The sequence below is a fragment of the Enterococcus sp. GPZ-007 genome, from assembly GCF_059374735.1.
In genome coordinates this window covers 22,125-46,239 of sequence record NZ_JCAFYN010000033.1, presented here as the reverse complement: position 1 = coordinate 46,239, position 24,115 = coordinate 22,125, and the positions used below count along the sequence as shown (strand labels likewise).

25 protein-coding genes and 1 riboswitch are annotated in these 24,115 nt (G+C 42.1%); of the genes, 2 read left to right on the top strand and 23 right to left on the bottom strand.

The window, feature by feature from the left end:
- Window positions 1-34: 34 nt before the first annotated feature.
- The 20 genes from AC4J95_RS15430 to AC4J95_RS15335 form a co-directional block, all read right to left on the bottom strand.
- Window positions 35-757 (bottom strand): YebC/PmpR family DNA-binding transcriptional regulator, encoded by a 723-nt coding sequence (locus AC4J95_RS15430; RefSeq protein ID WP_494550629.1) that lies wholly within the window; start codon window positions 755-757, stop codon window positions 35-37.
- Window positions 758-832: 75 nt separating this feature from the next.
- Window positions 833-1,336 (bottom strand): VanZ family protein, encoded by a 504-nt coding sequence (locus AC4J95_RS15425; RefSeq protein WP_494550628.1) that lies wholly within the window; start codon window positions 1,334-1,336, stop codon window positions 833-835.
- 63 nt (window positions 1,337-1,399) lie between these two features.
- On the bottom strand, window positions 1,400-2,851 hold the full coding sequence (locus tag AC4J95_RS15420) for a C40 family peptidase (protein WP_494550627.1): 1,452 nt from the start codon (window positions 2,849-2,851) through the stop codon (window positions 1,400-1,402).
- Between the two features lie 216 nt (window positions 2,852-3,067).
- Window positions 3,068-3,598, bottom strand: coding sequence for a rod shape-determining protein MreD (mreD, locus tag AC4J95_RS15415; protein WP_494550626.1), 531 nt, complete (start codon window positions 3,596-3,598; stop codon window positions 3,068-3,070).
- Window positions 3,595-4,455, bottom strand: coding sequence for a rod shape-determining protein MreC (gene mreC / locus AC4J95_RS15410; RefSeq protein WP_494550625.1), 861 nt, complete (start codon window positions 4,453-4,455; stop codon window positions 3,595-3,597). Before mreC ends, mreD begins: the two co-directional genes overlap by 4 nt.
- Before the next feature lie 158 nt (window positions 4,456-4,613).
- Window positions 4,614-5,252 (bottom strand): thiamine diphosphokinase, encoded by a 639-nt coding sequence (locus tag AC4J95_RS15405; protein ID WP_494550624.1) that lies wholly within the window; start codon window positions 5,250-5,252, stop codon window positions 4,614-4,616.
- The gene (rpe, locus tag AC4J95_RS15400; protein WP_494550623.1) at window positions 5,252-5,902 is read right to left on the bottom strand and encodes a ribulose-phosphate 3-epimerase; all 651 of its coding nucleotides are present in this window, start codon (window positions 5,900-5,902) and stop codon (window positions 5,252-5,254) included. Before rpe ends, AC4J95_RS15405 begins: the two co-directional genes overlap by 1 nt.
- 260 nt (window positions 5,903-6,162) lie before the next feature.
- Window positions 6,163-7,044: a ribosome small subunit-dependent GTPase A gene (gene rsgA, locus AC4J95_RS15395; RefSeq protein WP_494550622.1), complete on the bottom strand. Its 882-nt coding sequence runs from the start codon at window positions 7,042-7,044 to the stop codon at window positions 6,163-6,165.
- Between the two features lie 185 nt (window positions 7,045-7,229).
- Complete coding sequence (pknB, locus tag AC4J95_RS15390) at window positions 7,230-9,386, bottom strand: Stk1 family PASTA domain-containing Ser/Thr kinase (protein WP_494550621.1); 2,157 nt, start codon at window positions 9,384-9,386, stop codon at window positions 7,230-7,232.
- On the bottom strand, window positions 9,383-10,126 hold the full coding sequence (locus AC4J95_RS15385; protein ID WP_494550620.1) for a Stp1/IreP family PP2C-type Ser/Thr phosphatase: 744 nt from the start codon (window positions 10,124-10,126) through the stop codon (window positions 9,383-9,385). Before AC4J95_RS15385 ends, pknB begins: the two co-directional genes overlap by 4 nt.
- A gap of 21 nt (window positions 10,127-10,147) precedes the next feature.
- Window positions 10,148-11,500, bottom strand: coding sequence for a 16S rRNA (cytosine(967)-C(5))-methyltransferase RsmB (rsmB, locus tag AC4J95_RS15380; protein ID WP_494550619.1), 1,353 nt, complete (start codon window positions 11,498-11,500; stop codon window positions 10,148-10,150).
- Window positions 11,501-12,442: a methionyl-tRNA formyltransferase gene (gene fmt, locus AC4J95_RS15375; RefSeq protein WP_494550618.1), complete on the bottom strand. Its 942-nt coding sequence runs from the start codon at window positions 12,440-12,442 to the stop codon at window positions 11,501-11,503.
- Window positions 12,435-12,926 carry a peptide deformylase gene (def, locus tag AC4J95_RS15370; protein WP_494550617.1) on the bottom strand — a complete coding sequence of 164 codons (492 nt, stop codon included), beginning with the start codon at window positions 12,924-12,926 and terminating at the stop codon, window positions 12,435-12,437. Before def ends, fmt begins: the two co-directional genes overlap by 8 nt.
- Window positions 12,927-12,940: 14 nt before the next feature.
- Window positions 12,941-15,343: a primosomal protein N' gene (priA, locus tag AC4J95_RS15365; protein ID WP_494550616.1), complete on the bottom strand. Its 2,403-nt coding sequence runs from the start codon at window positions 15,341-15,343 to the stop codon at window positions 12,941-12,943.
- 159 nt (window positions 15,344-15,502) lie between these two features.
- Window positions 15,503-15,805: a DNA-directed RNA polymerase subunit omega gene (gene rpoZ, locus AC4J95_RS15360; protein ID WP_316402343.1), complete on the bottom strand. Its 303-nt coding sequence runs from the start codon at window positions 15,803-15,805 to the stop codon at window positions 15,503-15,505.
- Between the two features lie 4 nt (window positions 15,806-15,809).
- Window positions 15,810-16,424 (bottom strand): guanylate kinase, encoded by a 615-nt coding sequence (gene gmk / locus AC4J95_RS15355; protein WP_316402344.1) that lies wholly within the window; start codon window positions 16,422-16,424, stop codon window positions 15,810-15,812.
- A gap of 111 nt (window positions 16,425-16,535) precedes the next feature.
- Entirely contained in the window at window positions 16,536-17,420 is an 885-nt protein-coding gene (locus AC4J95_RS15350) for a YicC/YloC family endoribonuclease (protein WP_494550615.1), read from the bottom strand.
- An 18-nt stretch (window positions 17,421-17,438) separates the two neighbouring features.
- A complete protein-coding gene (locus AC4J95_RS15345; RefSeq protein WP_010745307.1) occupies window positions 17,439-17,654 on the bottom strand; it encodes a YdbC family protein in 216 nt (71 codons plus the stop codon).
- Between the two features lie 31 nt (window positions 17,655-17,685).
- Window positions 17,686-19,326 (bottom strand): patatin-like phospholipase family protein, encoded by a 1,641-nt coding sequence (locus AC4J95_RS15340; protein WP_494550614.1) that lies wholly within the window; start codon window positions 19,324-19,326, stop codon window positions 17,686-17,688.
- A gap of 272 nt (window positions 19,327-19,598) precedes the next feature.
- Window positions 19,599-20,303: a class A sortase gene (locus tag AC4J95_RS15335; RefSeq protein ID WP_316402347.1), complete on the bottom strand. Its 705-nt coding sequence runs from the start codon at window positions 20,301-20,303 to the stop codon at window positions 19,599-19,601.
- Between the two features lie 277 nt (window positions 20,304-20,580).
- Between AC4J95_RS15335 and AC4J95_RS15330 the strand changes: the two genes are divergently transcribed.
- Window positions 20,581-21,351 carry a hypothetical protein gene (locus tag AC4J95_RS15330; protein ID WP_494550613.1) on the top strand — a complete coding sequence of 257 codons (771 nt, stop codon included), beginning with the start codon at window positions 20,581-20,583 and terminating at the stop codon, window positions 21,349-21,351.
- A 43-nt stretch (window positions 21,352-21,394) separates the two neighbouring features.
- Here AC4J95_RS15330 and thiT read toward each other — a convergent pair whose 3' ends face one another.
- The 3 genes from thiT to AC4J95_RS15315 form a co-directional block, all read right to left on the bottom strand.
- Window positions 21,395-21,982 (bottom strand): energy-coupled thiamine transporter ThiT, encoded by a 588-nt coding sequence (thiT, locus tag AC4J95_RS15325; RefSeq protein WP_316402349.1) that lies wholly within the window; start codon window positions 21,980-21,982, stop codon window positions 21,395-21,397.
- A gap of 49 nt (window positions 21,983-22,031) precedes the next feature.
- A riboswitch (TPP riboswitch) is annotated at window positions 22,032-22,130 on the bottom strand.
- A 69-nt stretch (window positions 22,131-22,199) separates the two neighbouring features.
- Window positions 22,200-22,562: a hypothetical protein gene (locus AC4J95_RS15320; protein ID WP_316402350.1), complete on the bottom strand. Its 363-nt coding sequence runs from the start codon at window positions 22,560-22,562 to the stop codon at window positions 22,200-22,202.
- Window positions 22,563-22,634: 72 nt separating this feature from the next.
- Window positions 22,635-23,093, bottom strand: a complete 459-nt coding sequence (locus AC4J95_RS15315; protein ID WP_494550612.1) for a low molecular weight protein-tyrosine-phosphatase — start codon at window positions 23,091-23,093, stop codon at window positions 22,635-22,637.
- Window positions 23,094-23,146: 53 nt separating this feature from the next.
- Here AC4J95_RS15315 and AC4J95_RS15310 point away from each other — a divergent pair, with 53 nt between their 5' ends.
- Entirely contained in the window at window positions 23,147-24,115 is a 969-nt protein-coding gene (locus AC4J95_RS15310; protein ID WP_494550611.1) for a 2-hydroxyacid dehydrogenase family protein, read from the top strand.

Sequence of the window (24,115 nt, the reverse complement as noted above, 5' to 3'; positions counted from 1 at the left end):
GGTTTTTTTCTATATTATTTTAGAAGGATTACCCTTATTCTGCAGAAGTAAATACCTCTGAAACATCATCATCGTCCTCTAATTTCTCAACCAAATGATCCAGCTTTGCCTGTTGCTCTTCATCCAAACTAACAGTCGTTTGCGGTATCATAGTCAACTCTGCTTGGGCTAGAGTAAAACCATCAGCTTCCAATTGATCACGTACACTAGTAAAGTCTTCAGCTGCAGTGTAGATTTCAAAAACTTCCGGCTGAATCTCCATGTCTTCCGCACCAGCTTCAAGCACCTTTTCAAACATCGTATCTTCATCTACTGATAGATTATCACGTTCGATAGCAATATATCCTTTCCGATCAAACATGTAATTAACAGAACCAGTCTCACCTAAATTACCGCCGTTTCTTGAAAAAGCAACGCGTACATTCGTCGCTGTCCGGTTGCGGTTATCTGTCAGTGCATGGACCAGAATAGCGACACCGCCTGGACCATAGCCTTCGTAAGTAATTTCATCGTAATGTTCACCCTCGCCAGCTGATGTAGCCTTTTTGATTGCCCGATCAACATTATCATTAGGCATGTTTGCTGACTTGGCTTTATCTATCACTAATCGTAACGCTGCATTCGTACTCGGGTCAGGACCGCCGGCTTTTGCTGCCATATAAATTTCCCGTGAAATCTTTTGGAAGATTTTTCCTCTTTTCGCATCTTGAGCATTTTTCCGCCCTTGAATATTGTTCCATTTACTATGTCCTGACATGATACATACCTCCAATTATTTTGTCATCTCTATCATTGTCTGCCTGAAAGCCACTTTCGTCAAGAAAAATCCTTATTAACGCTTTTTGCGAATGGTTCGAAAAACAATGATGATCAAGCAGGCAGTTAGCGCGCCGCAAGAATCAAGCATGACATCTTGAAACAACGGTGTACGCCCACCAGTCAACATCTGATGAAATTCGTCCGTTGCTGCATAACCTGTCGCAGCCAACCAAGCGAAAAGCAGACCTAAGACCGATGATTTTTGCTTCAATTTAGGTAATAATCCTAAGTATAGACTTCCACCTAAAACAAAGTACGTCATAAAATGCGCGCCTTTTCGAATAAAGAATTCAACAAATTTAACATAGCCTTTTGCTGAAATACTCACTTCGCTGCCCGCGTAATCAAAAGAAATCTGGCTGAAAAAGCCTTTTAATGGCTCATTTGCTAATAATCTTTGAATCAAGGATACCTGGCTTTGCTGTTGATAAGTCATCGAAGAACTAATAAATAAAATAGCCATCATTAAAATAGCAAGACCTAAATAAAAATTACCATTTTTCAATTGTTTCTGCATTGTTTTTCCTCCATTAAAAAAACCGGTACGAAATTCGTACCGGTCACGATTGATTAAATTAGATTACATACGAACTGCAAAGCTTGGTGCATAATAGCTTACAGAACTTACTGTAACTGTTTCGCCAGGTTGAGGGGCGTGGATATATTGTCCGCCACCCATTGCAATAGCTACGTGGTATGAACCACCAGGGCTTCCCCAGAAGTATAAATCTCCTGCTTGAGCTTCACCAACTGAGATACGAGTTCCAGCTGATTCTTGAGGCACTGTCCAGCCACCAATTTCGCGTCCAGTAGCTTGACGGAATACATATGAAGTAAAACCAGAACAGTCAAATCCTGCAGGTGTTTTTCCACCCCATACATACGGTGTCCCAATATATTTCATTGCTTCAGCAACTACGCCTGAGCCATTTCCAGATGGTGCTGGAGCTGGACTTGGTGTAGGAGCTGGTGCCGGTGTTGATGGCGTTTGATTATTTGTTGATGAAGAAGTTGAACCTTGATCATTCGAGCTTGAATTTTCAGTATTAGAAGGTGTCGTAGGTGTCGCACCGCCACCTTGGAAATTATCGTCACTTGAAGATTCAGTTGCTGATGATTCTACTGTACTTGATTGAGTTTGTTCGGTTGTTGAAGATTCTACTGTAGATGAAGACTCAACAGTTGAACTTTCAGTCGTCGTCGTGCTAGCAGCAGCTTCCTCTTGTGCCTTACGGTCAGCTTCTGCTTTTGCATCTGCATCAGCTTTTGCTTTAGCGTCCGCTTCAGCTTTTTTAGCAGCTTCTTGTGCTTCTGCAGCTTGGCGCGCTTCTTCTTGAACACGTTGTTGTTCTTTGATTGCAGCTTCTTGTTTTTCTTTCAAGCTTGCTTTTTCATCTTCAGCAGTAGCTTGTTCAGCTGCTAAAGTCGTTGTTTGAACATTAAGATCTGCTTGTTTCGCAATCAAATCACCTTTTTGGCTTTCCAAAGCAGCTTGGTTTGCTGTGATTTGCTCTTGTTGTTTTTGATTTTCAGCTTGTTTTTGTTCAACTTCTGCTTTATCTGCTTTTTGTTGTTCAACAAGGTCGTTGTTTGCTTTGACAATCGTCGTCATAGCTTGAACACGGCTGACAGCATCAGTAAATGATTCAGCATTTAATACTACATCAATAACATTCGTGCCTGATGATTGTTTGACTTGTGTATCACGCGCTTGCTCTTTAATTGCAGCGGAACGTTTTTCGATACGTTTTTCTAATGTTTCGATTTGCTTTTGTAATTCTTGAGATTTTTCTCTCAATGATGCTTGTTCGTTTAATAACCCTTGGGCTTTATCGTTAATTGAAGCAACTTCACCTTCTAATGCACTGATTTGTGATTGTGCATCGGTTTGTTGATTTTGTAAACTTGAAATTTTTGCATCTTGATCAGCAATTTTACTATCAAATTCATCGGCAGAAGCTGCGGCTGGAGCTGCTAATGCGCTTAATGTCACTGAACATACCATTAATGCTGATAACAAACTTTTTTTCACTCTAATGTCCTCCGACTACTCAAATTTATTTTTGAATTTTATTAGACTTTTTTCTAACACATTGATGAGTTTACCATAGCAGTATGTCATGCAGATAATAGCTTTGTTACAAAAACATTTCAATTCGCTATTTTTTAGTTACAAATTGAGTCGACAAAAAAACAGAAGAAAATTTCTCCTGTTTTTTTATATTCATTAGCATGTTTAGATTTTCCTTTATACATCAAGCTCTTGATCGGAAGGTCCAATCAAAATTTTCTCTAATGGGAAAATTAAAATTACAAAAGTCAGAATATTAAAAAGCAATGTCGGACCTAGATAACGGGGGACAAAAAAGTTACCGCTGACTCCTGTCAGACCGAAAATAGTTTGCAATAATAAACTGATCAGTTCAAAAAGCGTGACGCTTATTACGATCGTAAAAAAAAGGGTCAGAATATTTTGCTGAATAGTTTTCTTAAAGAAATAGAGCAACATCACTAGCACCGGAAAAATCACAGCATAAATCCCAATAACCCCAATATAGTATAGATCATACAAAATCCCTAAAATTAGAGAAGTTCCTAACAAAAACCGTTCATCAACGACCCGCGAGATAATCAGCAGGACTAAAAGTGCCAAATGCGCATTTGCGACATAGACGTTATTTGTCCAAGAGGTGATCAACTGGGTCACATGGGCATCTAATAGAAACAAGAAAAATAACAAAAAGGGCGAAATATATTTCAATGTTGTACGTTTAATCATTCAGTTACTCCCGCCATTCTTTGAACGATTGTTACGACTGAAATATCATACATTTGTGCATAAGGTTTGATGTAAACTTCTTGATTTATCCCAGTGCTGTTCGGTTTAACTTTAGCGACTGTCCCGATAGGCAGATCAGCTGGTGAGTTTCCACCCAGACCAGAAGTCTGAACAACATCGCCTTCTTTAATTTCTTGATCCTCAGGAACTTCCGACGCGATCAATTGCTGTGCTTTTGCATCATATTTATTTAAGATTCCAAAAGAATTTCCTTTATTTGAACTTATTTTCACTGGAAAATAATTACTACTTTTATTATCAGAAGTTAGTAATTGAATCTTAGATGAATGGGCATTCACTTCCATCACTCGACCAATTAATCCCTTATTTGACATAACCGCCATATTTCCCTCAACACCATCACTGCTGCCTTTATCAACAATCAGCATATCTTGCCATGTATCTGGCGAACGAGTAATAACGTTTGCGGTAACTTTTTCATAACTGGTCAATGTTTGATTTAGTTCGAGCTCGTCTTTCAATCTTTCAATTTCTTGCGCTTGATTCTTCGTTTGCTGCTTCACTTCATCATATTTATCAACTTCATTTTTCAATTTTTGGTTTTCTTCATACGTATTGATCAGGTTAGAAACAGATTCGACTCCGCTGTTTAACCAACGTCCTGGTGCAGTAATTACTTTGTCAACAACACTGATCGTGTCATTGATAGTCGATTGAACAATATTCGTATCGCTGTCCTTCGCGCGATTTGCTGCGGTGATCGAGACAGTTGCCACGACAATAATAACAACAATTAACATGATAATAATATTTTTATTTGGATTAAACTTTCTCACTTAGGCACCTCTGAACGCTATAATATAGATTGAATTTTACCACTAAATGAAGGGATTAAAAAGCAGAGGCGGTTGATTTTAGAGAATTTTAGTATCTCTCACAAATAAAAAAAAGAGCAGCGAATTCGTTTCAAAAAAAACGATTCTCAACTCCGCTCTTAAATGTCACGACTCTGGATTACAGCAATCACCCCAGCCAAAAAGCTTACTTCAGCATCACCTGTCATGAACTCATTACTAGCCAAACTAGTTGGTTGTAAAAAATCAACTGCTGATAGTTCATACTTCAGTTTTTTTAATGTCAGTTTCTTTACAGGAGTCAAACAGCAAAACGCAACATACTTCATTTCCGGATTTTTAGCAATTTGATGAATTCCTGAAGCAATATAGCTAACATCATTTCCCTGATCCGATATTTTTATCTGGCTCAAAAAAGGTAAAAACCGCGGCTCAACACCCAGCCAAAGATTCGCTAATAAGTGATCTAAACGTCCACCTGTTGCCCCGATCAACGTTACTTCCGCATTAGGGTAACGCTCAAAAGCAGTCGTCAACGCTAATTGGGTGTCTGTATCATCCTTTTCTGCGGGAGAGGTCTGTACTTCTGCAACTTGACTGAATACTTCATCTTTTTCAGCTTCGTTCAATGAATCAAAATCGCCGATCGCTAAATCTGGCACGATTCCTTGACGCAAAAGGAATAAATTGCCGCGATCGATTCCGATGACCTTATCAAAGTCATTTGAAAAAGCAGGCCAGTGATTGGGATCACCGCCTGCAACAAGTAAAATTTTCATTAGTCGATGGCTGCTCGCAGCGCGTTGATTTTTTCTTGTGAGTTTTCTGCGTCATAGATGTATGAGCCAGCGACAAACACATCCGCACCCGCTTCTGCACATTTTCTGGCTGATTCAGGTTGGATTCCACCGTCAACTTCTATTTCATAATGATAGCCATTTTCTTTACGTAAACGATTCAGTTCCGCGATCTTTTCAACTTGGCTCTCGATGAACGATTGTCCCCCAAATCCTGGATTGACCGTCATCACTAAGATTTGATCGACATCACCTAAAACATATTTGATCGATTCAACTGGTGTTCCTGGATTCAATACAACACCTGGCTTAACACCTGCTGCTTTTATCATTTGAATCACACGATGAATATGCGTTGTAGCTTCCACATGAGCCATGATGATGTCGGCACCCGCTTTAGCAAAATCGTTGATATAATTTTCTGGATTAGCAATCATCAAATGAACATCTAGTGGTAATTTAGTAACAGGACGTAAGGCACTCACGACAACTTGACCAAAAGAAATATTTGGTACGAAATTCCCATCCATCACATCAATATGAATGTAATCGACACCTGCATCTTCTACCATTTTTACCTCTTCGCCTAGACGGGCGAAATCCGCACTCAAAATCGATGGGGCAATTTTCATAATGTTTACTCCTTTTTCATTTTAATGTATTTATTTTTCCTTACAGAAAAAATAAGTCTGAGTTTCAAGCCGTATATCATCCAACTAGGTTTCTCTTACCTTGAGTTTTCTACACATTTCATCTACTTCTCATCACAGCTGAACTGCGAATAGTTGGACTGACATCCTTTTTCATTTTAATGTATTTATTTTTCCTTATAGAAAAAATCTAAGTTCAAAGCCGTATTAGTTACATACGTATTATATATAATATCCAATTACTATTTATTCTTTTTATAAATAGGGCGGCGCTTTTCGATTTCCTGCAGAAACTGTAAATAATTATCATAACGCGTCTGGGCGATTTTACCTTCTTCTACTCGGTGTTTCACTTCACAGCCAGGCTCTTTTACATGGCGGCATTCCCGAAAACGACATTCTGGTGCGGCTTCGCGGAATTCAGGAAACTCTTTGGGCAGTTCTTCAGCAGATATTTCTAAGAAATCAATCGAGCTGAATCCCGGAGTGTCGGCGACCAAACCGTTAAACAAATCTAAGAGTTCTACATGCCGTGTCGTATGACGGCCTCGTCCTAGCGCATCAGAAATCTCACCTGTTTCCAAATTCAAATCGGGCGAAACATCATTCAATAAGGTGGACTTGCCGGCTCCTGATTGCCCCATAAAGACAGTCAAATTATCGGCAAACAGATCTGTCAGTTTTTGTTTGTCTTGTTCGCCATCAATTACGGGATAACCAAGCGGTTCATAGACTGATCGAATTTCATCCACCAAGACTTGGTCAGCAACTAAATCTGTTTTGGATAAATAGATGATTGGATGAATGTATTCATTTTCCAACGTCACTAAGAAACGATCTAATAGATTGTATGAGAAATTCGGTTCCACTAAACTAGTCACAATGACCCCTTGATCGACATTAGCAACTGGCGGACGCACTAACTCATTCTTGCGCGGCAGCAACTCGAGAATGTAGCCTTCACTATTCTCTTCACTGCTAAAAACCACTTCATCTCCAACCAAAGGTGTTAATTTTTTTTTTCGAAAATTTCCGCGGGCACGCGTTTGATGAATCTTTCCTTCACTGGCAACGTAATAAAAACCACTTAGGGCCTTACGAATCTGTCCTTTGATTCGTCTCATCTCCTTTATCTAACTGAAAAACGACGGCTTTTTCACACTAAAAAAATAATTTCCCGATGAAAACCAATTCGATTTCAAAACTGGATACCATCCTTCAATTTCCTTTTTATTGTAGCATACTTCAAAACCTATTTCAGTACAAACGACCTAAAAAAACCTTTCCTAAAAAATAGGAAAGGTTTTTTCTAAGGTACAGTAATAGTTTCTGGCCCACTGACTTCTTTAGTTACACTATTTCCATTACGTCGAACTTCCACAGTCGCGCTGCCGCCTTCTTCGGTCGTCACAGAAAATTTTTGTTCAGTTGACGACAAGTTCTTATCTAAATTAAATTTCAAAACTTGAGTTAAGGTTGTTTTGTTCTTGTCCTTTAAAAGTACAGTGATCGTGTCTTGTGTATTTTCATCTTTATTAGTGTACTTAGCAGAAATCGTCACGTCAAACGTATTCTCCTTTTCCTCCGGTCCCTTGGAGATATAGAGTGTCACAGTGTCACCCTTTTTAAGCGAGCTAGAGCCTGCTCCAGGATCTGTCCGCGTAACTTTTCCAGCTTCCACATCATCGGAAAACTCTTCCACCTCTGTATACTTCAGACCACTATTAGTTAGTGTCGCCTCTGCAGCTCCTTTGTCCTGACCAGCTAAATCTTCTAGCTCAACATAAGCAGTTCCGGAACTAACCGTCAGAGTAATTGTGTCGGTCGATTTAAGCGCTGTTCCACTTACAGGATCCTGACTAAGAACTACTTCCGCTGCGACAGTCTCACTCGATTCATAGTTCACAATAATTTGTCTTTCTGCAATCCCTAGCTCCAATAGGTTTTCTCTCGCTTGCACATAAGTCATGCCTGAATACTTTCCAATCTTAAAGGTTTTTGGCCCCTTAGATACTTCAAAGGTAATTTCATCTGTTTTCGGATTTAACTTTGTTCCTTCTCTAGGACTTTGACTGATAATCTGATCGACAGCGACGTTGTCATCATTTATTTTCTTGATGCGGATGTTTTTCTCGGCAAATCCAATATCAATCAAATCTTCTTGTGCATCTTCGATTGATTCACCCTCATAGTCTTTGATAGACACTTCTTGCGTACCTGAACTGATGAATAGTCGCACGGGTCGACTCTTTTTGATCATTGTTCCAGCTGCTGGATTAGTTTTAACGACGCGGCCTTTTTGGACTGTATCACTTGAGACTTCTGACGTCTTACTATCCACCGACAAGTTCGCTTTTTTTATAGCTGCACGGGCTTCCGCCTCAGTCATATTCTCAACCTGCGGAACCGATATCTCGGCTGAGCTCGTCAGCAGGTAGCCGACCACTCCGCCAATTCCCAACATCAGCAATAAAAAAATGATAATCAGGCGTTTTCTGCCTTTTTTCTTTTTTGGTTTTTCTTCTGGCTCCGGAGTTTCCTCTTTGGGCTTTTCAGCTGGAATATCTTCCGGTTGAATCGGTGTCAGCACTTTCGTTTCATCTAGCATCACTGTTGGTCGCCACGGCAATTCGTTTGCCCGCGCTGGAGTTAACGCTGTTGAAAGGTCTGCTGCCATTTCTTCTGCCGTTTTATACCGATCAGCCGGTTCCTTCGCAGTGGCATGCATCACGATATTTTCCAAAGCTTGCGGAACTTCTGGGTCAAAGCCTTTGACTGAAGGCATCTCATCTTGGAAATGCTTCAATGCGATCGTTACAGCAGATTCGCCATCGAATGGTACACTGCCCGTGATCATTTCATACAAAATAATCCCTAATGCATAAATATCTGATTGCTTCGTTGCCATGCTGCCGCGGGCTTGTTCTGGTGATAAATAATGCACCGAGCCCAGCATGGAGTTCGTTTGGGTCAGAGAAGTTTCAGATAAGGCGATCGCGATACCGAAGTCTGCGATTTTCACCACGCCTGCCTGATCCATCAAAATATTTTGCGGCTTCAAGTCACGGTGAATAATACCATGAGCATGAGCCAGGCTCACTGCAGATAGAATTTGTTCCATGATATCTACAATCTTGCCGTAAGGAATATGCTGATGCATTTGAATATAGCGTTTCAGGTCCATCCCTTTTACATATTCCATGACCAAGTACTGCATACCGTCTTCTTCATCCACATCGTATACTCCTACGATATTCAGGTGGACCATCTCGGTTGCCGCTAAAGCTTCACGTTGAAAACGGCGAATTGCAGTTTGATCATTTTGAAAGTCAAAGCGTAATATTTTGATGGCAACATCACGATCCAAAATCAAATCGTGGGCCAAAAAGACGTTTGCCATACCGCCGCTGCCGATATTGGCGATAACTTTGTAACGTCCATTGACCAATTTGCCTATTTCAATCATGGACGAGCCTCCCCTTCAAAATGGATCAGCAAAACGGTGATATTGTCCGCACCGCCAGCATCATTGGCTGCATTAATCAGCTGCTTGGTCTTCGCTTCCAATGTTTGATCACTTTCCACGATTGCTAAAATATTTTCTTCACTCACCATATTGGTCAATCCGTCTGAACACAATAACAAATAATCGTTCTGATGACACTGATGCTCTGAAATATCTGTCTTAATCGTCCCTGCGATACCCACTGAACGAGTCAACACATTTTTTTGCGGGTGGATTGCTGCCATTTCTTCAGTAATTTCCCCAGACTTCAGCAGTTCATTGACCAAGGAATGATCATCTGTCAACTGTTGTAATTGATTATTTTGGATTAAGTATGCCCGGCTATCACCAACGTGAGCCAACACAAATTTTTCATCTAACAACGCCGTGCTGACAATCGTTGTCCCCATTCCCTGCATTTCTGGATTAGCAATTCCTTCTTGATAGATTGCTTCATTGACATTTTGGATTTCAGTTGAAAACCATTTAGCGGCTTCTTCCGGCTGTGCGATAGTCGAGGTTGACCAAGCAGCGCCTAAACCGTCTACCGCCATTTTACTAGCAACATCGCCAGCTAAATGACCGCCCATGCCATCAGCTAATATCGCCAAATACATTCCTGCTTGATTAGTAAATACATTTGCATAGTCTTGATTCATATTGCGCCGCTTGCCAATGTCTGATTGAAATTGGATCTCCATCCTTTTGTCCACCTCATTTTTCTATTTTTTTCGCATTGCACAAATAAAAAAGCCATCCGTCATAAACATTTCTGGATATAAAACCAACATTTGATCTTGAATCGCCGGCTGTAGTTTCATTTCTAAATCTAGTTCAATTTTTTCAAATTCAGGGTGAGTTGCTAAAAACTCAGCCACCACTTTTTGATTCTCTTCTTTTGCAATTGTACATGTACTGTATACCATAATTCCACCTGATTTCAATGTGGGAGCGCAATTCTTTAAAATTTCTAGTTGAATTTTGGGCAATTGAACAAAATCTTGTGGTTTTTTCTGATACTTGATATCCGGTTTTCGACGCATCAAGCCTAAACCTGAACATGGCGCATCTACCAAGATACGGTCAAAACTTTCTGGTTCAAAATTTTCTGCCGCTTCACGGGCATCCATTTTCTTCGTCACAACCATATCTGCTACTCGCAGACGTTCCGCATTCTCCTGAACTAATTTCAGCTTATGATCATGAATGTCCAGTGCGGTCACTGAACCTTCATCCTGCAGCAAAGCCGCGATATGTGTTGTTTTCCCGCCTGGTGCTGCACAGGCGTCCAAAACTTTTTGACCTGGTTTGATCTGCATCGCTTGAGCAACCAGCATCGAGCTCTCATCTTGAATCGTCAGCCAGCCATTTTGGAATAATTCACTACCGGCTAGAAAACCCTTATCGGCAACAATACCATAAGGCGAAAGTTCGCTGAGCCGCGCTTCAATTCCGTCTTCTTCCAAAGCTTCGATCGCCTCTGCACGCGTTAAGAACCGCGGATCAATCCGAGCACTGACCCGACTAGGTTCCAATAAGGACAAGCCCAATTTACGTGTCTCTTCTTCACCAATTTCTGCCACAAATTTTTCTGTGAGAAATCTCGGCAGGCTAATCTCTGTTGCCAAACGTTCAATTGGGTCTTGAATCAGCTCCAACGATGGTGCACCTTCACGTTGAAATGAGCGCAGGACACCATTGACAAATTTTCCCGTGCCAGGATTCCCTTTCGCTTTAGCGATTTCCACCGCTTCATTAATAATCGCATGGTCTGGGACTCGATCTAAATAGAGCATTTGGTAAATCGATAGCTGCAATAAGCTTTTGACCCACGGATTAACTTTCTTCGCCTTTTTGATAAAAGGTTCAATATCATACGCTAATAAAAGCTGGCGGCTGAGTGTGCCATAAACAAGCTCGGTTAATAGGGCGGTGTCTTTTCCGTCGACTTGGTTCTTTTGAATCAATTCGTTCAACAGTAAATTGGAATAAGCGCCGCCACGATTGATCCGTTCGATCGCTTCAAGTGCGGTAAAACGGACTGAGCGTAATAATTTTTTGGGAATTTTTGCCATCTAGCCCACCTGCTGCCCTTCAGCAACTGCTTGACCACTGCCGTTTAGAAAGGCTTGGATCGCTTGCTTGGCTTTGCCGGCTGGCTGCAGTTCGTCAATGGCCAAAACACTGCCATTTCCGCAGGCTATGTGTAATTCTTTTTTTGTACGTTTAATAATTGTACCCGGAGCTGCTGATGTTGTTTCTTCTAGCGGAGTTGTGTGGAAAATTTTCCATCGTGCACCTTCATAAGTTGTAAACGCCACAGGCCATGGATGCATTCCTCGAACCTGATTATCGACTTCTTCCGCTGTCTTCTGCCAATCGATCGCTTCTTGTTCACGACTGATGTTTGGTGAAAACGTGGCTTCCTCTTCGTTTTGTGGCGTTGGCTTCAGTTCGCCAGAGATGATCTTTGGCAATGTTTTTAGCAGTAGTTCTTTTCCTACTTGGCTAAGTTTTTCAAACATCGTACCGACATCATCTTGTTTCGTGATGGCGATTTTTTGTTGACTGAAGATACCGCCAGCGTCCATTTTTTTGATCATCTCCATGATCGTCACGCCTGTTTCAGCTTCGCCTTCCATGATCGCATAATGTACAGGGGCACCGCCGCGATATTTAGGTAGCAATGACGCATGAACATTAATTGCTCCTAGTCTAGGAACTTGTAATAGCTTCTCCGGTAAAAATTGTCCGAAAGCCGCTGTGATTAATAAATCAGGCGCTAATTCTTTGATCTTCTCCATCTCAGGAGAACCACTGATTTTTTCTGGCTGCAAAACTAATAAGCCATGCTTCAATGCTGCTTCCTTTACTGGCGTCGGTGTGATGATCTTTTTCCGACCAACTGGACGATCTGGCTGTGTGACAACAGCAGCAATATCATAGCCTGCCTCAATCAAGCTTTCAAGGATCGGTACTGAAAAGGCGGGGGTTCCCATAAATACAATTTTAGTCATCGGCATGTTCCTCCATATATCTTTCTAAATCTTCTGGTGTAATCATTTCGATCACTTGATCAATGAACAGCTTACCATCTAAATGATCAATCTCATGCTGAAAGGCACGGGCCAAATAGCCATAAGCTGTGACTTCCATTTCTGTACCTTCACGGTCATAGTAACGCACAGTCACTTCATCTGCGCGTTCAACCGTTCCATAGGTTTCTGGAATCGAAAGACAGCCTTCAACATCAATATTCTTCCCTTTACGATCAATGATCTCGGGATTGATAAAATCAAAACGATCTCCTTCTTCCACTTCTATCACTGCAATACGTAGATTTTTTCCGATCTGGGGTGCAGCTAAGCCAATACCATCGTGTGCCACCATCGTTTCATACATGTCGTCTAATAAAGTGACGATCTCATCCGTAATATATTTGATCGGCTCCGCTTTTTTGTATAATCGTTTGTCAGGATGAATAATAATTGGGTAACGCATTGTATCCCTTCTCTCTAAATAAAGTACATGGGTTCATTATCAATCGCGATCAATAACCCTTGGCGCTGATCCTTTTGACTCACCTGTAAAATATCTTCTAAAGTAGCCTGTAATTTGGGCTCGTTTTTGTATTTGATAATCAGTTGGTAGTAGTAGCGATTTTTAATGCGTAAGATCGCTCCAGGTGTCGGTCCTAATAAAATACTTTGCGGACTAAGCTGTTTCCGTAATTGTTCCGCTAATTGGAACGCTTTTTGGGCGGCTCGCATTTCTTCCTGATGGGAAACGGTCACCTTCACCGTGTAATAATAAGGTGGATAATCTGTTTGATGACGAATCCGCATCTCCTGTTGGAAAAAGCTTTCGTAATCATGACGCTGAGCCAGCTTAATCGTGTAGTGTTCTGGATTGAAGGTCTGAATGATCACTTCACCGGCTTTTTCACCGCGACCCGCACGACCGCTAACCTGCGTCAACAATTGGAACGTTCGTTCACTGGAACGGAAATCCGGCAGGTTCAAAGCAGTGTCCGCATTTAGTACCCCGACTAGCGTCACATTCGGAAAATCCAGACCTTTGGCAATCATTTGCGTACCTAACAGGATATCCGCTTCACGCTCTCCAAAAGCTGTCAATATCTTCTCATGAGCACCTTTGCGACGAGTCGTGTCAACATCCATTCGCAAAACCCGAGCTTCAGGGATTAGTTCTTCTAATTCTTCCTGCACTTTTTCTGTTCCGGTTCCGAAGTAGCGAATTTTGTCCTTGCCGCAGTTCGGACAACGATGGGGAATTCCTTCTTCGTGACCACAGTAATGGCAGCGCATTGTCTTCGTGTCCATATGTAGCGTTAAAGAGATGTCGCAATTGGGGCAAGGTAACACAAAGCCGCAATCTCGGCACATCACAAAGGAGGAGTATCCCCGTCTGTTCAACAAAAGAACACTCTGTTCGCCTCTAGCTAAGCGATCACGCAGCTTCTCTTCCAAACTTTCAGAAAAAGAAGAGTTTAAGCGACGCTGCATTTCTTCCCGCATATCAACGATCTCAACCATCGGTAGTTTTGCCTGGGCGTTCGCTCGCTCTGTCAGCTTCAATAATTGATAGACCCCTTTTTGTCCTCGCGCACGGGATTCTAGCGAAGGGGTCGCACTACCAAGAACGACCGGACAATGATGGTATTTCCCACGCCAAATCGCAAGATCACGAGCGTGGTATCGTGGAGACTCATCTTGTTTATAGCTGGTCTCATGTTCTTCGTCTACGATGATCACGCCAAGATTTTCTAACGGAGCGAAAATCGCTGAACGGGCTCCTACTACTACATGCGCTTCTCCACGTTCTAGCTTACGCCATTCATCGTATTTCTCTCCCTGCGATAGGCCGCTGTGTAAAACGGCTACTTCACTGCCGAAGCGGGCTTTGAAGCGCGTCGCCATCTGCGGCGTCAAAGAAATTTCCGGTACCAGCATCATCGCCGTTTGCCCATTTGCCAATACATCTTGAATCACCTGCAAATAAACTTCGGTCTTGCCACTGCCAGTCACACCTTCTAACAGAAAAACCTGATGTTCATTTGAAGCGCTCTTTTGACTGATGGCTTCATAAGCCGTTCTTTGCTCGGTATTCAAATCCAGTGCTGAAGTTTGTTCAATTTCTCTTTCAGCGTAAGGATCGCGATATTTTTCTACTGCCACAAATTCCAGCCAGCCCTTTTTTTCTGCTTGATTCAAATTGGCCAAGGAAAAATCTTCTGCCTTCATTTGTTTGACAGCAATCAGTTCTTCTTCAGAAAGCTCCGCTAGATAGTCTAGTAGCTGTTCTTGCTTATAGGAATTTTTACGTAAATCGGCTTTTAATTTATCTTTATTTTCTGGTGCAAAGGTTCGTTTAATATACCGCTCTGTCTTCACCTTGTTTTTGGTGTGAACTTCATAGCGCAGCTCAACAATGCCTTGTTCACGTAGTATTGCTAGTTCTTTCAACCAGCCTTGGGCTTCTGCCTCCTCCCACGTGAGTGAATCTGAATCGCCAAAGTATTTCGCTTGGACGGCTGCATTTTCCTCAACAAGAAACAGTCGTTTTTGATAATCTGCCTTCATCACACTGGGTAGCATGGTTTGCAAACAAGTCACTTTAAAGGCAAAGGTCGTTTCTTTCATGTAATCCGCCAACGCCAATAATTCCTGATTCAAAACTGGCGTTAAGTCCAACACACGAATAATCGGTTTTAAATTATCCGGCAGCGGTTCTGGCGCAGTCTCAAAACCAACAACGAAACCTTGAACATGTCTTGGGCCAAAGCCAACCTCCACCCGCATGCCGACTTCTACTGCTAATTGAGGCGGGATCAAGTAACTAAACGGTTGATCCGTCTGCATTGCCGGCACATCTACAATCACTTGTGCTAATTTCATTTTTCCGCCTCCATTCTTGAATATTGTACTCGATTTCAACTATGTACGTCTAAGTTTATGAAACTATGTAGGGAAAACTTTGACACAAAAAAGAAGGGACTGCGCCAAAAGTATTTGGTACAATCCCATTTACGCTTCTTCGGCAAGAAAAATCTATGCCTAGTTTTGTTCGTTGCGGATGCGCGCTTCCAGATCGCGTTGATCACGTTCACGCTGCAAGTGGCGCTCTTCTTCTTCCATTTTCAAACGTTCACGTTTGATTTCTGGATGCGGATCATTGATCACAGCACCTGCATCGATTTCTTCTAAGGCTTGGCCCACACTTTTAACAGATTCAAATGAATCCAAAGTAGGCTGTGCACCTGCATCTAATTCATGTGCGCGTTTACTGGCTAAGATTACTAAAGAATATTTTGAATTTACATGGTCTAACAACGTATCAATCGAAGGTTTTAACATCATAAGCTTATATCTCCTTTAACATTTTAATATATTTACCAATTACTCGGTCAACTCGGTAGTGTTCACTGATGATGATATCTTTGATTCGATCAACAGCTTTTGGTACTTGGTCATTAACAACTGCGTAATCATAAAGAGCCATCATTTCGATCTCTTGACGCGCAACGCGCATCCGTTCTTCGATTACTTCAGGGCTGTCAGTGCCTCGGCCAACAATGCGGGCTTTTAATTCCGCAAGATCTGGCGGCGTTAGAAAAATAAAGACGCCGTCTGGCACTTTTTCTTTCACCTGTTGGGCTCCTTGGACTTCGATCTCTAGAAAGACATCCTTGCCTTCATCCAATGTTTGGTTTACATAAGTTAGCGGTGTGCCATAATAATTTCCGACATACTCAGCATACTCCAGCATCTCGCCTGCTTCGATCATCGCCTCAAATTCTTCCTTGGTACGGAAATAATAATCGACGCCGTCAACTTCCCCTTCCCGCATAGGACGGGTGGTCATTGAGACAGAGTATTGGAACTCATTATCATCTCTTTCAAAAATGGCTTTTCTGACCGTTCCTTTTCCAACTCCGGAAGGTCCCGACAATACAATCAACAGTCCTCGTTCAGACATACTAACGCCCTTTCATGCTCTTTTTCGCTAACGCCTATTGTGCACTTTTTTTGTGAGAATTTCAAGAGGCATCGCTAAGCAGCTTCTGAATTCTTATAAAATTTCACAGAACTACTCGACATTTTGGATTTGTTCCCGAATTTTTTCTAGGATCGTTTTCAATTGGACAACGATATCTTTGATTTGGATTGGACTTGATTTTGAGCCGATCGTATTGACTTCACGGTTCATTTCCTGCAATAAGAAATCCAGTTCGCGACCGACTGGCTCCGTTGTCTGCAAAAGTTTCGCCAGCTTTTCTAAATGGATGCTCAAACGGTCCAGCTCTTCATGGATGTCGCCGCGTTCCAGTAAAATCGCCAATTCTGTCAATAAACGATCTTGATCCACGGTATTGCCCAGATATTCTTCCAGCTTCGCTTGATACCGTTGTTGGAAGTCTGCTTCGTATTCTGTCACGAATCCATTCAACTCAGCGACTAGGGTTTGGACCTTGCCGCCATACTCAACCAAAACTTTTTGAATACCAGCGCCTTCATGCTCACGGCTGGTCGCCAATTGGGTGAAGGCTTTATCAGCAACAGCCTGGACCAATTCTTCTAGCGTGTCTTCTTCGGTCGGCTGATCGACTAAGGTGACAAAATCAGACTGTTCCATTGCTTTGACTAAAACCTGATCGACTGGAAAGTCCACAATACCAAAATGTTCTTTTCCGCCATTTTGCAGTTCAGCGACTAATTGCTGCAGCAATGTCCAATCCACCGAAACCTGCTTGTTGCCACTTTTCAACGGCGTCAAATTAATGAATACATCGACCCTTCCGCGTTGGATTTTTTCCTTCGCGATTTTGCGAATCAGCGCTTCAAAAGGATTTAGTTCCTTCGGCATCCGGATCTGCAAATCCAAGAATCGATTGTTGACGCTTTTCAATTCGATATTCAACTCATAGACATCATTGGTTTGTGCCGCCTGTCCGTAACCAGTCATACTTTTCATTTGTTCTGATCCTCTCTTCTACATCTTGCTCAAGGTCTCTTTTAACACTGCAAATTCTTCATTGCTCAGGGTCACACCCTTGCCCATCTTCTCATGACCGGGTGCCCAATCCCGCAAATCAAATTTTGGCGGACGTTCATTCCAGCTCACCAGGTTCAATTCCTTACGCCAGCCCTTCGGATTCTCCGATAGAACTGCGATTTCTTCAACGATTTCATAATTAAATTCAGCCATCATAATTCCTCCTACTTATCTATAAATAAGGTTATTTCTCATCAAACAGATCATTCATAAAATTGCCGTCTCGCAGATACTTGAAAAAGAGCGCAAGCATGGTAGGAATCGGCCAACGACGATACGCAGCCTCTAGCGTTCCATCCTGCTGATAGATCTGCAACACTTGATAATAATCTGAAAAAACATTGTGATTCTCAAGAAAATCTTCAATTTGCTCCTGTACCGAATAATTCGCACTCAATTTGATTGGCATCTCGAATTGCTGCAAAATCGTTTCGACAAACTCTTGCGGCGTATATACCTTTACCGGCGAAACCTTTACCCAATAGGCAAAAAACTCCATAAACGCTAAACTAAGTAGCTCGATTGGAACACTTTGATGGAAATATTTTTGCAGCTCGGTATATAGCGAACTCAAATTGACCTTGATTTTGTTTTTTAGATAACGCAAAAATTTCTTTGTGATCGTTTCAAAATCAACAGAACGACCAAAAAAGTAGCGATAGCCCTGCAGTTCCCCCAACGCTCGCTTAGCCTCCAAATAACCAAGATCAATATTTTCTGATGAACGTGCACTTTGGAACAACAATAAATCGCCTAAACTCCACGGACTTGCCAAAGCCAGTTCGGCAATCTCATCCGGTAAGCGATATTTTTTGTCCAGTCCGGGACCATGAACATCCACGACAATCAATTCCGTTATTGGTTTTTCCATAGCGATATCGACAGGCAGATTATTACGATAGCCGCCATCTACATAGCGCTCGTTCTTAATTTTCGCCATTGCCATCATAGGAAAGAAGGCCGAAGAAGCCAATAACCAATCAATGATCTCTGTTTTCGGACACTGGTGGATTGGCACAACAACTTCTTGGAAAGCTGGGACCTTTGTCGCGACGACATAAAAAGGACAGCCCGATTGAATTTTTTGGGCATCCAAACGTTCCTCCAATAAGCGTCTGAGCGGTTCGGAGGAAACCCCGCGTTGCCGCAAAGACGTTCGAATAAACGTACGCAATTGGTCGACTTGGGCTGAAAAGTCCAGCTCCTCCACTTCTTTGAAGGTGATGTCCAGAACCTTATCCGTCTCAATCTCTTCCCAAAGTGCTAAGGCTTGATTGTAATCTCCCTGTGTGATCAACGCCCCATTCAAGCCGCCGACGGATGTTCCGGTGATCACTTCAAATTGAATATTTTTTTCTAGGAGGGCCTTCCAGACACCGATTTGATAGGAGCCTCGCGCACCGCCACCCCCCAGCACCAATCCCGTGTGATAGACTAATTCTTTTTGCCACAACCCATTAGACAGCTGATAGCCGTTTGTGGTTAGCCATTGCTGCAAAATCAAATTGGCATCCAGCCTGAAGTGGAGCGCCTGTTTAAACTTTTGCCGGGCAGCATTTTCCAGCAGCACAAAAGCTGTCTGCCAGCCCAGATTCGCTGAGATGAGCAAATTATTGATCTGCCAAGCATCCCTTTTATCTGTCTTGTCTACAAGCAGCCATTGGGATTTTTTTTGCACCCAATAGCCTTCCCCGCGCTTGACCGCCGCCAAAAATTCTGTCCGTGCCTGTCCGTGAGACGCATAGAAAGGAAAAAGCAGATGTGTTTGTTGGAACTCTTCCCAAACCGCTAACAGATCCGATACATAAATTCTTTTTAGCTCCATCGCTTCCTCCCCTGATTTGCCGTCTGTCAAATCAACTCAGCATATTTGTTTTAGTATATCAGAAATATTCCTCCAACAAAAAACTTCAAAGCGCACTTTGAAGTTTTCTGACAAATGGTTAATAAATTTTCATTTTCTATACCTTCTAACAACATTTCGTCAATTGATATAGACTGAATCGTTTAGTCTATACTCTCCAACTTATTGGTATCGCGAAAAGCTGGACAAACAAAAAGCGAGACAGAAAAGTGATTTCCCTGTCTCGACAACTTCTAATAGGTTTTTTGTTCCATCTCAAATGCCTTGCGCATTGTATCTGTTGCATTGTTGACTGGCGTCATAGCCACAAGATCTCCTTGTACGATGATCCGCGTCACACCTTCAATCTCACCACAGGTAATCAACGTCACCTGCTGTTTGTCCGGCTGCACATCCAAATATTTTACTTCAGTCGGCTGAACGCGAACCTTCAGCGTCGTTTTATAGGTGTAGATATTATGCAGATCCGTCAAATAAATCAAATCGCCTTCTTTGACACTCTCAAGCGGTGTAAATAAAAGGCCTGGGCGATCCGCACGGTGACTCGCCAATGCGTAATTTCCCTCGCCTAATTTCTGATCTGGCGACAATGTCCCTGCCCCATAGAGCAATACTTCGTTGGATAAGCCCTTGAAAATCGGCAAATTGATCTCTACCGATGGAATCGCAATCCCGCCGATCACAGGCAGCCGTTTATTGCTTAGCTGTGCCTGTAGTACTGCTTCTGTACTGGCTGGCTGCACCGCATCGAAATCAAAGGATGCTTCTTTTTCCATATTTTTATCGATCTCGGCTCGGTCTATTTTCGCTACTGCATAGCGCTCGCCATTATATTGCATCAAGAAATATTTGATTTGATTGTTGAAAATCAAAGCCAAACCTACTAACAATAATAAGAAAAGAAAAATATTTATTAACCAATTTCTTTTTTTCTTCATCTCAAGCCTCCCGCTTTCTCCCGCTTTCTCCCGCTAATCATATCATACTCTATTCATTCCCGTGATACTACTTTCACTTAATAGAAAAAAAATTAAAAAAAGAAATAAATGCATTAGAAAGTTGTTATTTATTAAAATGATTTTAAATGTTAACAAAGTGCTTCAATGTTGCAGTTTTTAAGGCATTTGTAATCTAATTTTAAAATAAAAGATACGAGCTTTTTTTTTATTATTGAGTTAAAATGATTGTGACGACTATTAGAAAGGGTGAAAATTTGTGCCAGATACGTTATTTGCTTACATCGATTCCACAAGTAATGCTGTGCTTTCAAAAGGTTTTTCACCCAACGATTTTGTTGATGGAATCGTCCATCAACCTAAACATTTGTTATTGCTAGATCCTGTCGCAGAGGCTGGAGAATACGAGCCTCATACAGGGTTGAAGATCGTTAATAGTCCTGAACAAGTCCAACAATTCTTCAACAACAAAGTCTTTACTCAATCCAAAGGAATCAAGTGGATTGATTTTAATGATTTAGCGATGCTAAAAGAACTAACTCCATTAGAAATTTCAGAACTGCTTTATTTTGGTCATATGCGGACACACCTGCACTCGCCTTTTTTTTACAAGTTACAGAATAATTTCGTGTACTTCAATTTGGGCAATGGAACAATGCGAGTATATTATCGCTATTTAGATGAGTTCTATCGTATCCTTGCTAGCAAATTGACCCGTGTCGTGTTGGAAAGGGTCAATGATCGGCGGTCGTTTTTCCGTAGAGGTTCTTCTGTCGCACCATTGGATGGCGAATTATTGAAGGAATTATATCCGATCTTACAGGAAGGTGCAATTTTTTGTCTCAGTGAGTCCGAACTAAAAAATCGGGTCTACAGTATCCCGATTTTCCTATCTGATGAAAAAGGCTGGCGTCGCAGTCCTAAGAACTATAAAAAAGAACAGCAGATCGCAGAGATTACTTACGATACCACCAAACAGCTATGGTCATTGGAAGTCGAAAATGATGATCCGGTCTTCTCATTCCGCTAATAAAAAGCATTTGTCTGCTAAGGACAAATGCTTTTTTTACTGTTTATTGATGGCTTTGTTTCTGGATCAAGTTTCCGTCTTTCGGCAAAAATAGCTGCGGGACTTTTTCAGCAACGATGACCGCAACGATCGCTGTCACGACGGCTGTCGCCAAGCCGCTGACTCCGTTCATAATCAGTGAGAAGATCCACGGATTCAAGCCCCATAAAGCATAACTGCCCCAGAAAACCACACCCGCGATAAAATGCCAGAAGAATCTTGCTCCGGTCCCCATAATCGTCCCGTAAATAATATTTTTACGAGCGCCTCGCAAGTCTTCATCAACTAGTGCCTGTTGAACTTTCTTAGCATACAGCCCGGCGAATCCTGCAAAGGTAAATGCAATCGGGTATTCGATCAGTACTTGAATGACACTTAAAAAGTAAACATCCCCCGCTGGAAAATGCAAGATCCCCCAGATGAACGCTGAAAGCAACGCGGGTTTCACACCACGGCGCAATGCGAACAAAGTCATTGGAATCATCCCTAGTGAAACGGTAAAGCTGCTGCCGATCGTTGTCGGAATCAGTGACAGCATGAAGGCTAATGCCGCCACGATCGTCCCTTCGATCATGATTCTTGTTTTGTGCATAAAAAAACTCCTCCTTTTGAACATACAGTCCACAAAGGAGAAGTAAATATCTTTACTTCATCACAATTCCTACGCTCGAATAACCGAAACAGGTACTAGGGTTTAGAGTAATCTCAATCTCAGCCCGAGGGCTCCCCTTTGCGACAGTATTATTCTATTTTCTAGTACATCTAGAGTATAACAGATGTCTGATTGCTCGTAAATGTATAAAATACTTTTATCGTGAAATACTTTCCTGATCTCCGCTTGGTGATAGGGTCGTTACCTTTTTGATCCGATCAATCGTCAGCATCACTAATTGGTTGTCTTGAGTGCGAATAACGATAGATTCATTAGCGACAACTTTAGGCAGCCAGCCTGAGATCGTATGAAACTTTTCTTCGTTTTTCTCATCTTGAACTTGAATGACCACTAAACTATTCTGTAGAGCTGCCATCTTCAGTTTGAGAAAAATATTCTCGTTGGCCTGCTCTTGGGCACGTTTTTCAGCAGAATCATTCAAAAAATCCGAGATGAAACGATACGATGAATTTGAAAACAGCTTGATTAAATTCTTTTTTGGCTTCTCGTTTTTAGTCATTCAGCTTCCTCCTATCAAGAGCACGGTTGCGTAGTTTGATTTTACTTAAATTCACAAGAAAAAACAAGGAATCTAGTCCAATTCAAAAAAAGTTAACCATTCGTTTAAACCTTTTTCAATTAATTCATAGGTTTCTTCAAAATTCCCTGTGTACCAAGGGTCTGGAATGCTTTCTCCCTCATGACCCGGCACGCGATCCAGATACAAATAAATCTTATCTTCCGTACCCGCTGGAGCCATTGATTCCAAATCGTAGACATTTTCCTGATCCATCCCGATGATGTAATCTGCCTCATAGAAATCCTCAGTAGTAACTTGGCGAGCGCGCATTCCTTTAGTAGAAATATGATGCTGCGACAACAGCTTCTGGGTTCCGCGATGGGGCGGGTTTCCGACCTCCCAGCGGCTGGTGGCTGCTGAATCGACTTGATAATTATCCTTCCGCTCTTTTTCCAGCGCATCGCGAAAAATCGCTTCGGCCATCGGTGAACGGCAAATATTTCCCATACATACAAATAGAATCTTTTTCATGTCATTCCTCCTGTGCTATAGTCAATTTATCGAAATGAAACGAGGGATTGTAAATGAGTAAAATTTATCTTTCCGCCAAACTGCCCGAGCTTGGCACAAACTTATTAAAAGAAGCTGGACTTGATTATCAGGTTTATGAAGGCAGCGGACTGATTTCGAAAAGGGAATTGATCGAAAATGTCGCTGACTGCCAAGTATTGATTTGTCCGCTCTCTACACAGGTCGATCGCGAGGTCATTGATGCCGCACCTAAGCTGAAATTGATCGCCAATTTCGGTGCCGGCTTTAACAATATCGACAGCGCCTATGCGAAAGAGCAAAAAATCTATGTAACGAATACACCGGTCGTCTCTACGAATGCCACTGCAGAGTTGACGGCTGGATTAATTATCAGCCTGTCACGCCGAATCGTCGAAGGTGATCGTTTAATGCACGATCAAGGCTTTGACGGCTGGGCACCGCTCTTTTTCTTAGGGCATGAGCTTAAAGATAAAACCTTAGGAATCATCGGCATGGGACAAATTGGTCAAGCCTTGGCCCAAATGATGAATGCTTTTGGTATGAAGATTATCTACCATCAGCGACATCCATTGAATGCCGATTTAGAAGAAAAATTGCAGGCAACCTATTGTTCTCAAGCTGAAGTGATTCAGCAGGCCGATGTTTTGACCTTGCATGCTCCTTTAACGGAAGATACGCATCATCTATTCACAAGCGAAACATTTGAACAAATGAAAGACAGTGCCTTGCTGATTAATGCCGCCCGCGGTCCATTAATTGACGAAGCTGCCTTGCTGCAAGCTATAAAGAACCAGCAAATCGCCGGGGCTGCATTAGATGTTTATGAATTTGAACCGCAAGTCACCGAAGGATTGAAGGAGCTATCCAACGTCATCCTCACCCCGCATATCGGTAACGCCAGTGTAGAAGCGCGGGATCAGATGGCTGAGATCGTGGCAAAAAATGCGATCGCGCTAGTAAATCAGCAGCCGATCAAACATATCGTCAACGGACTGGACTGA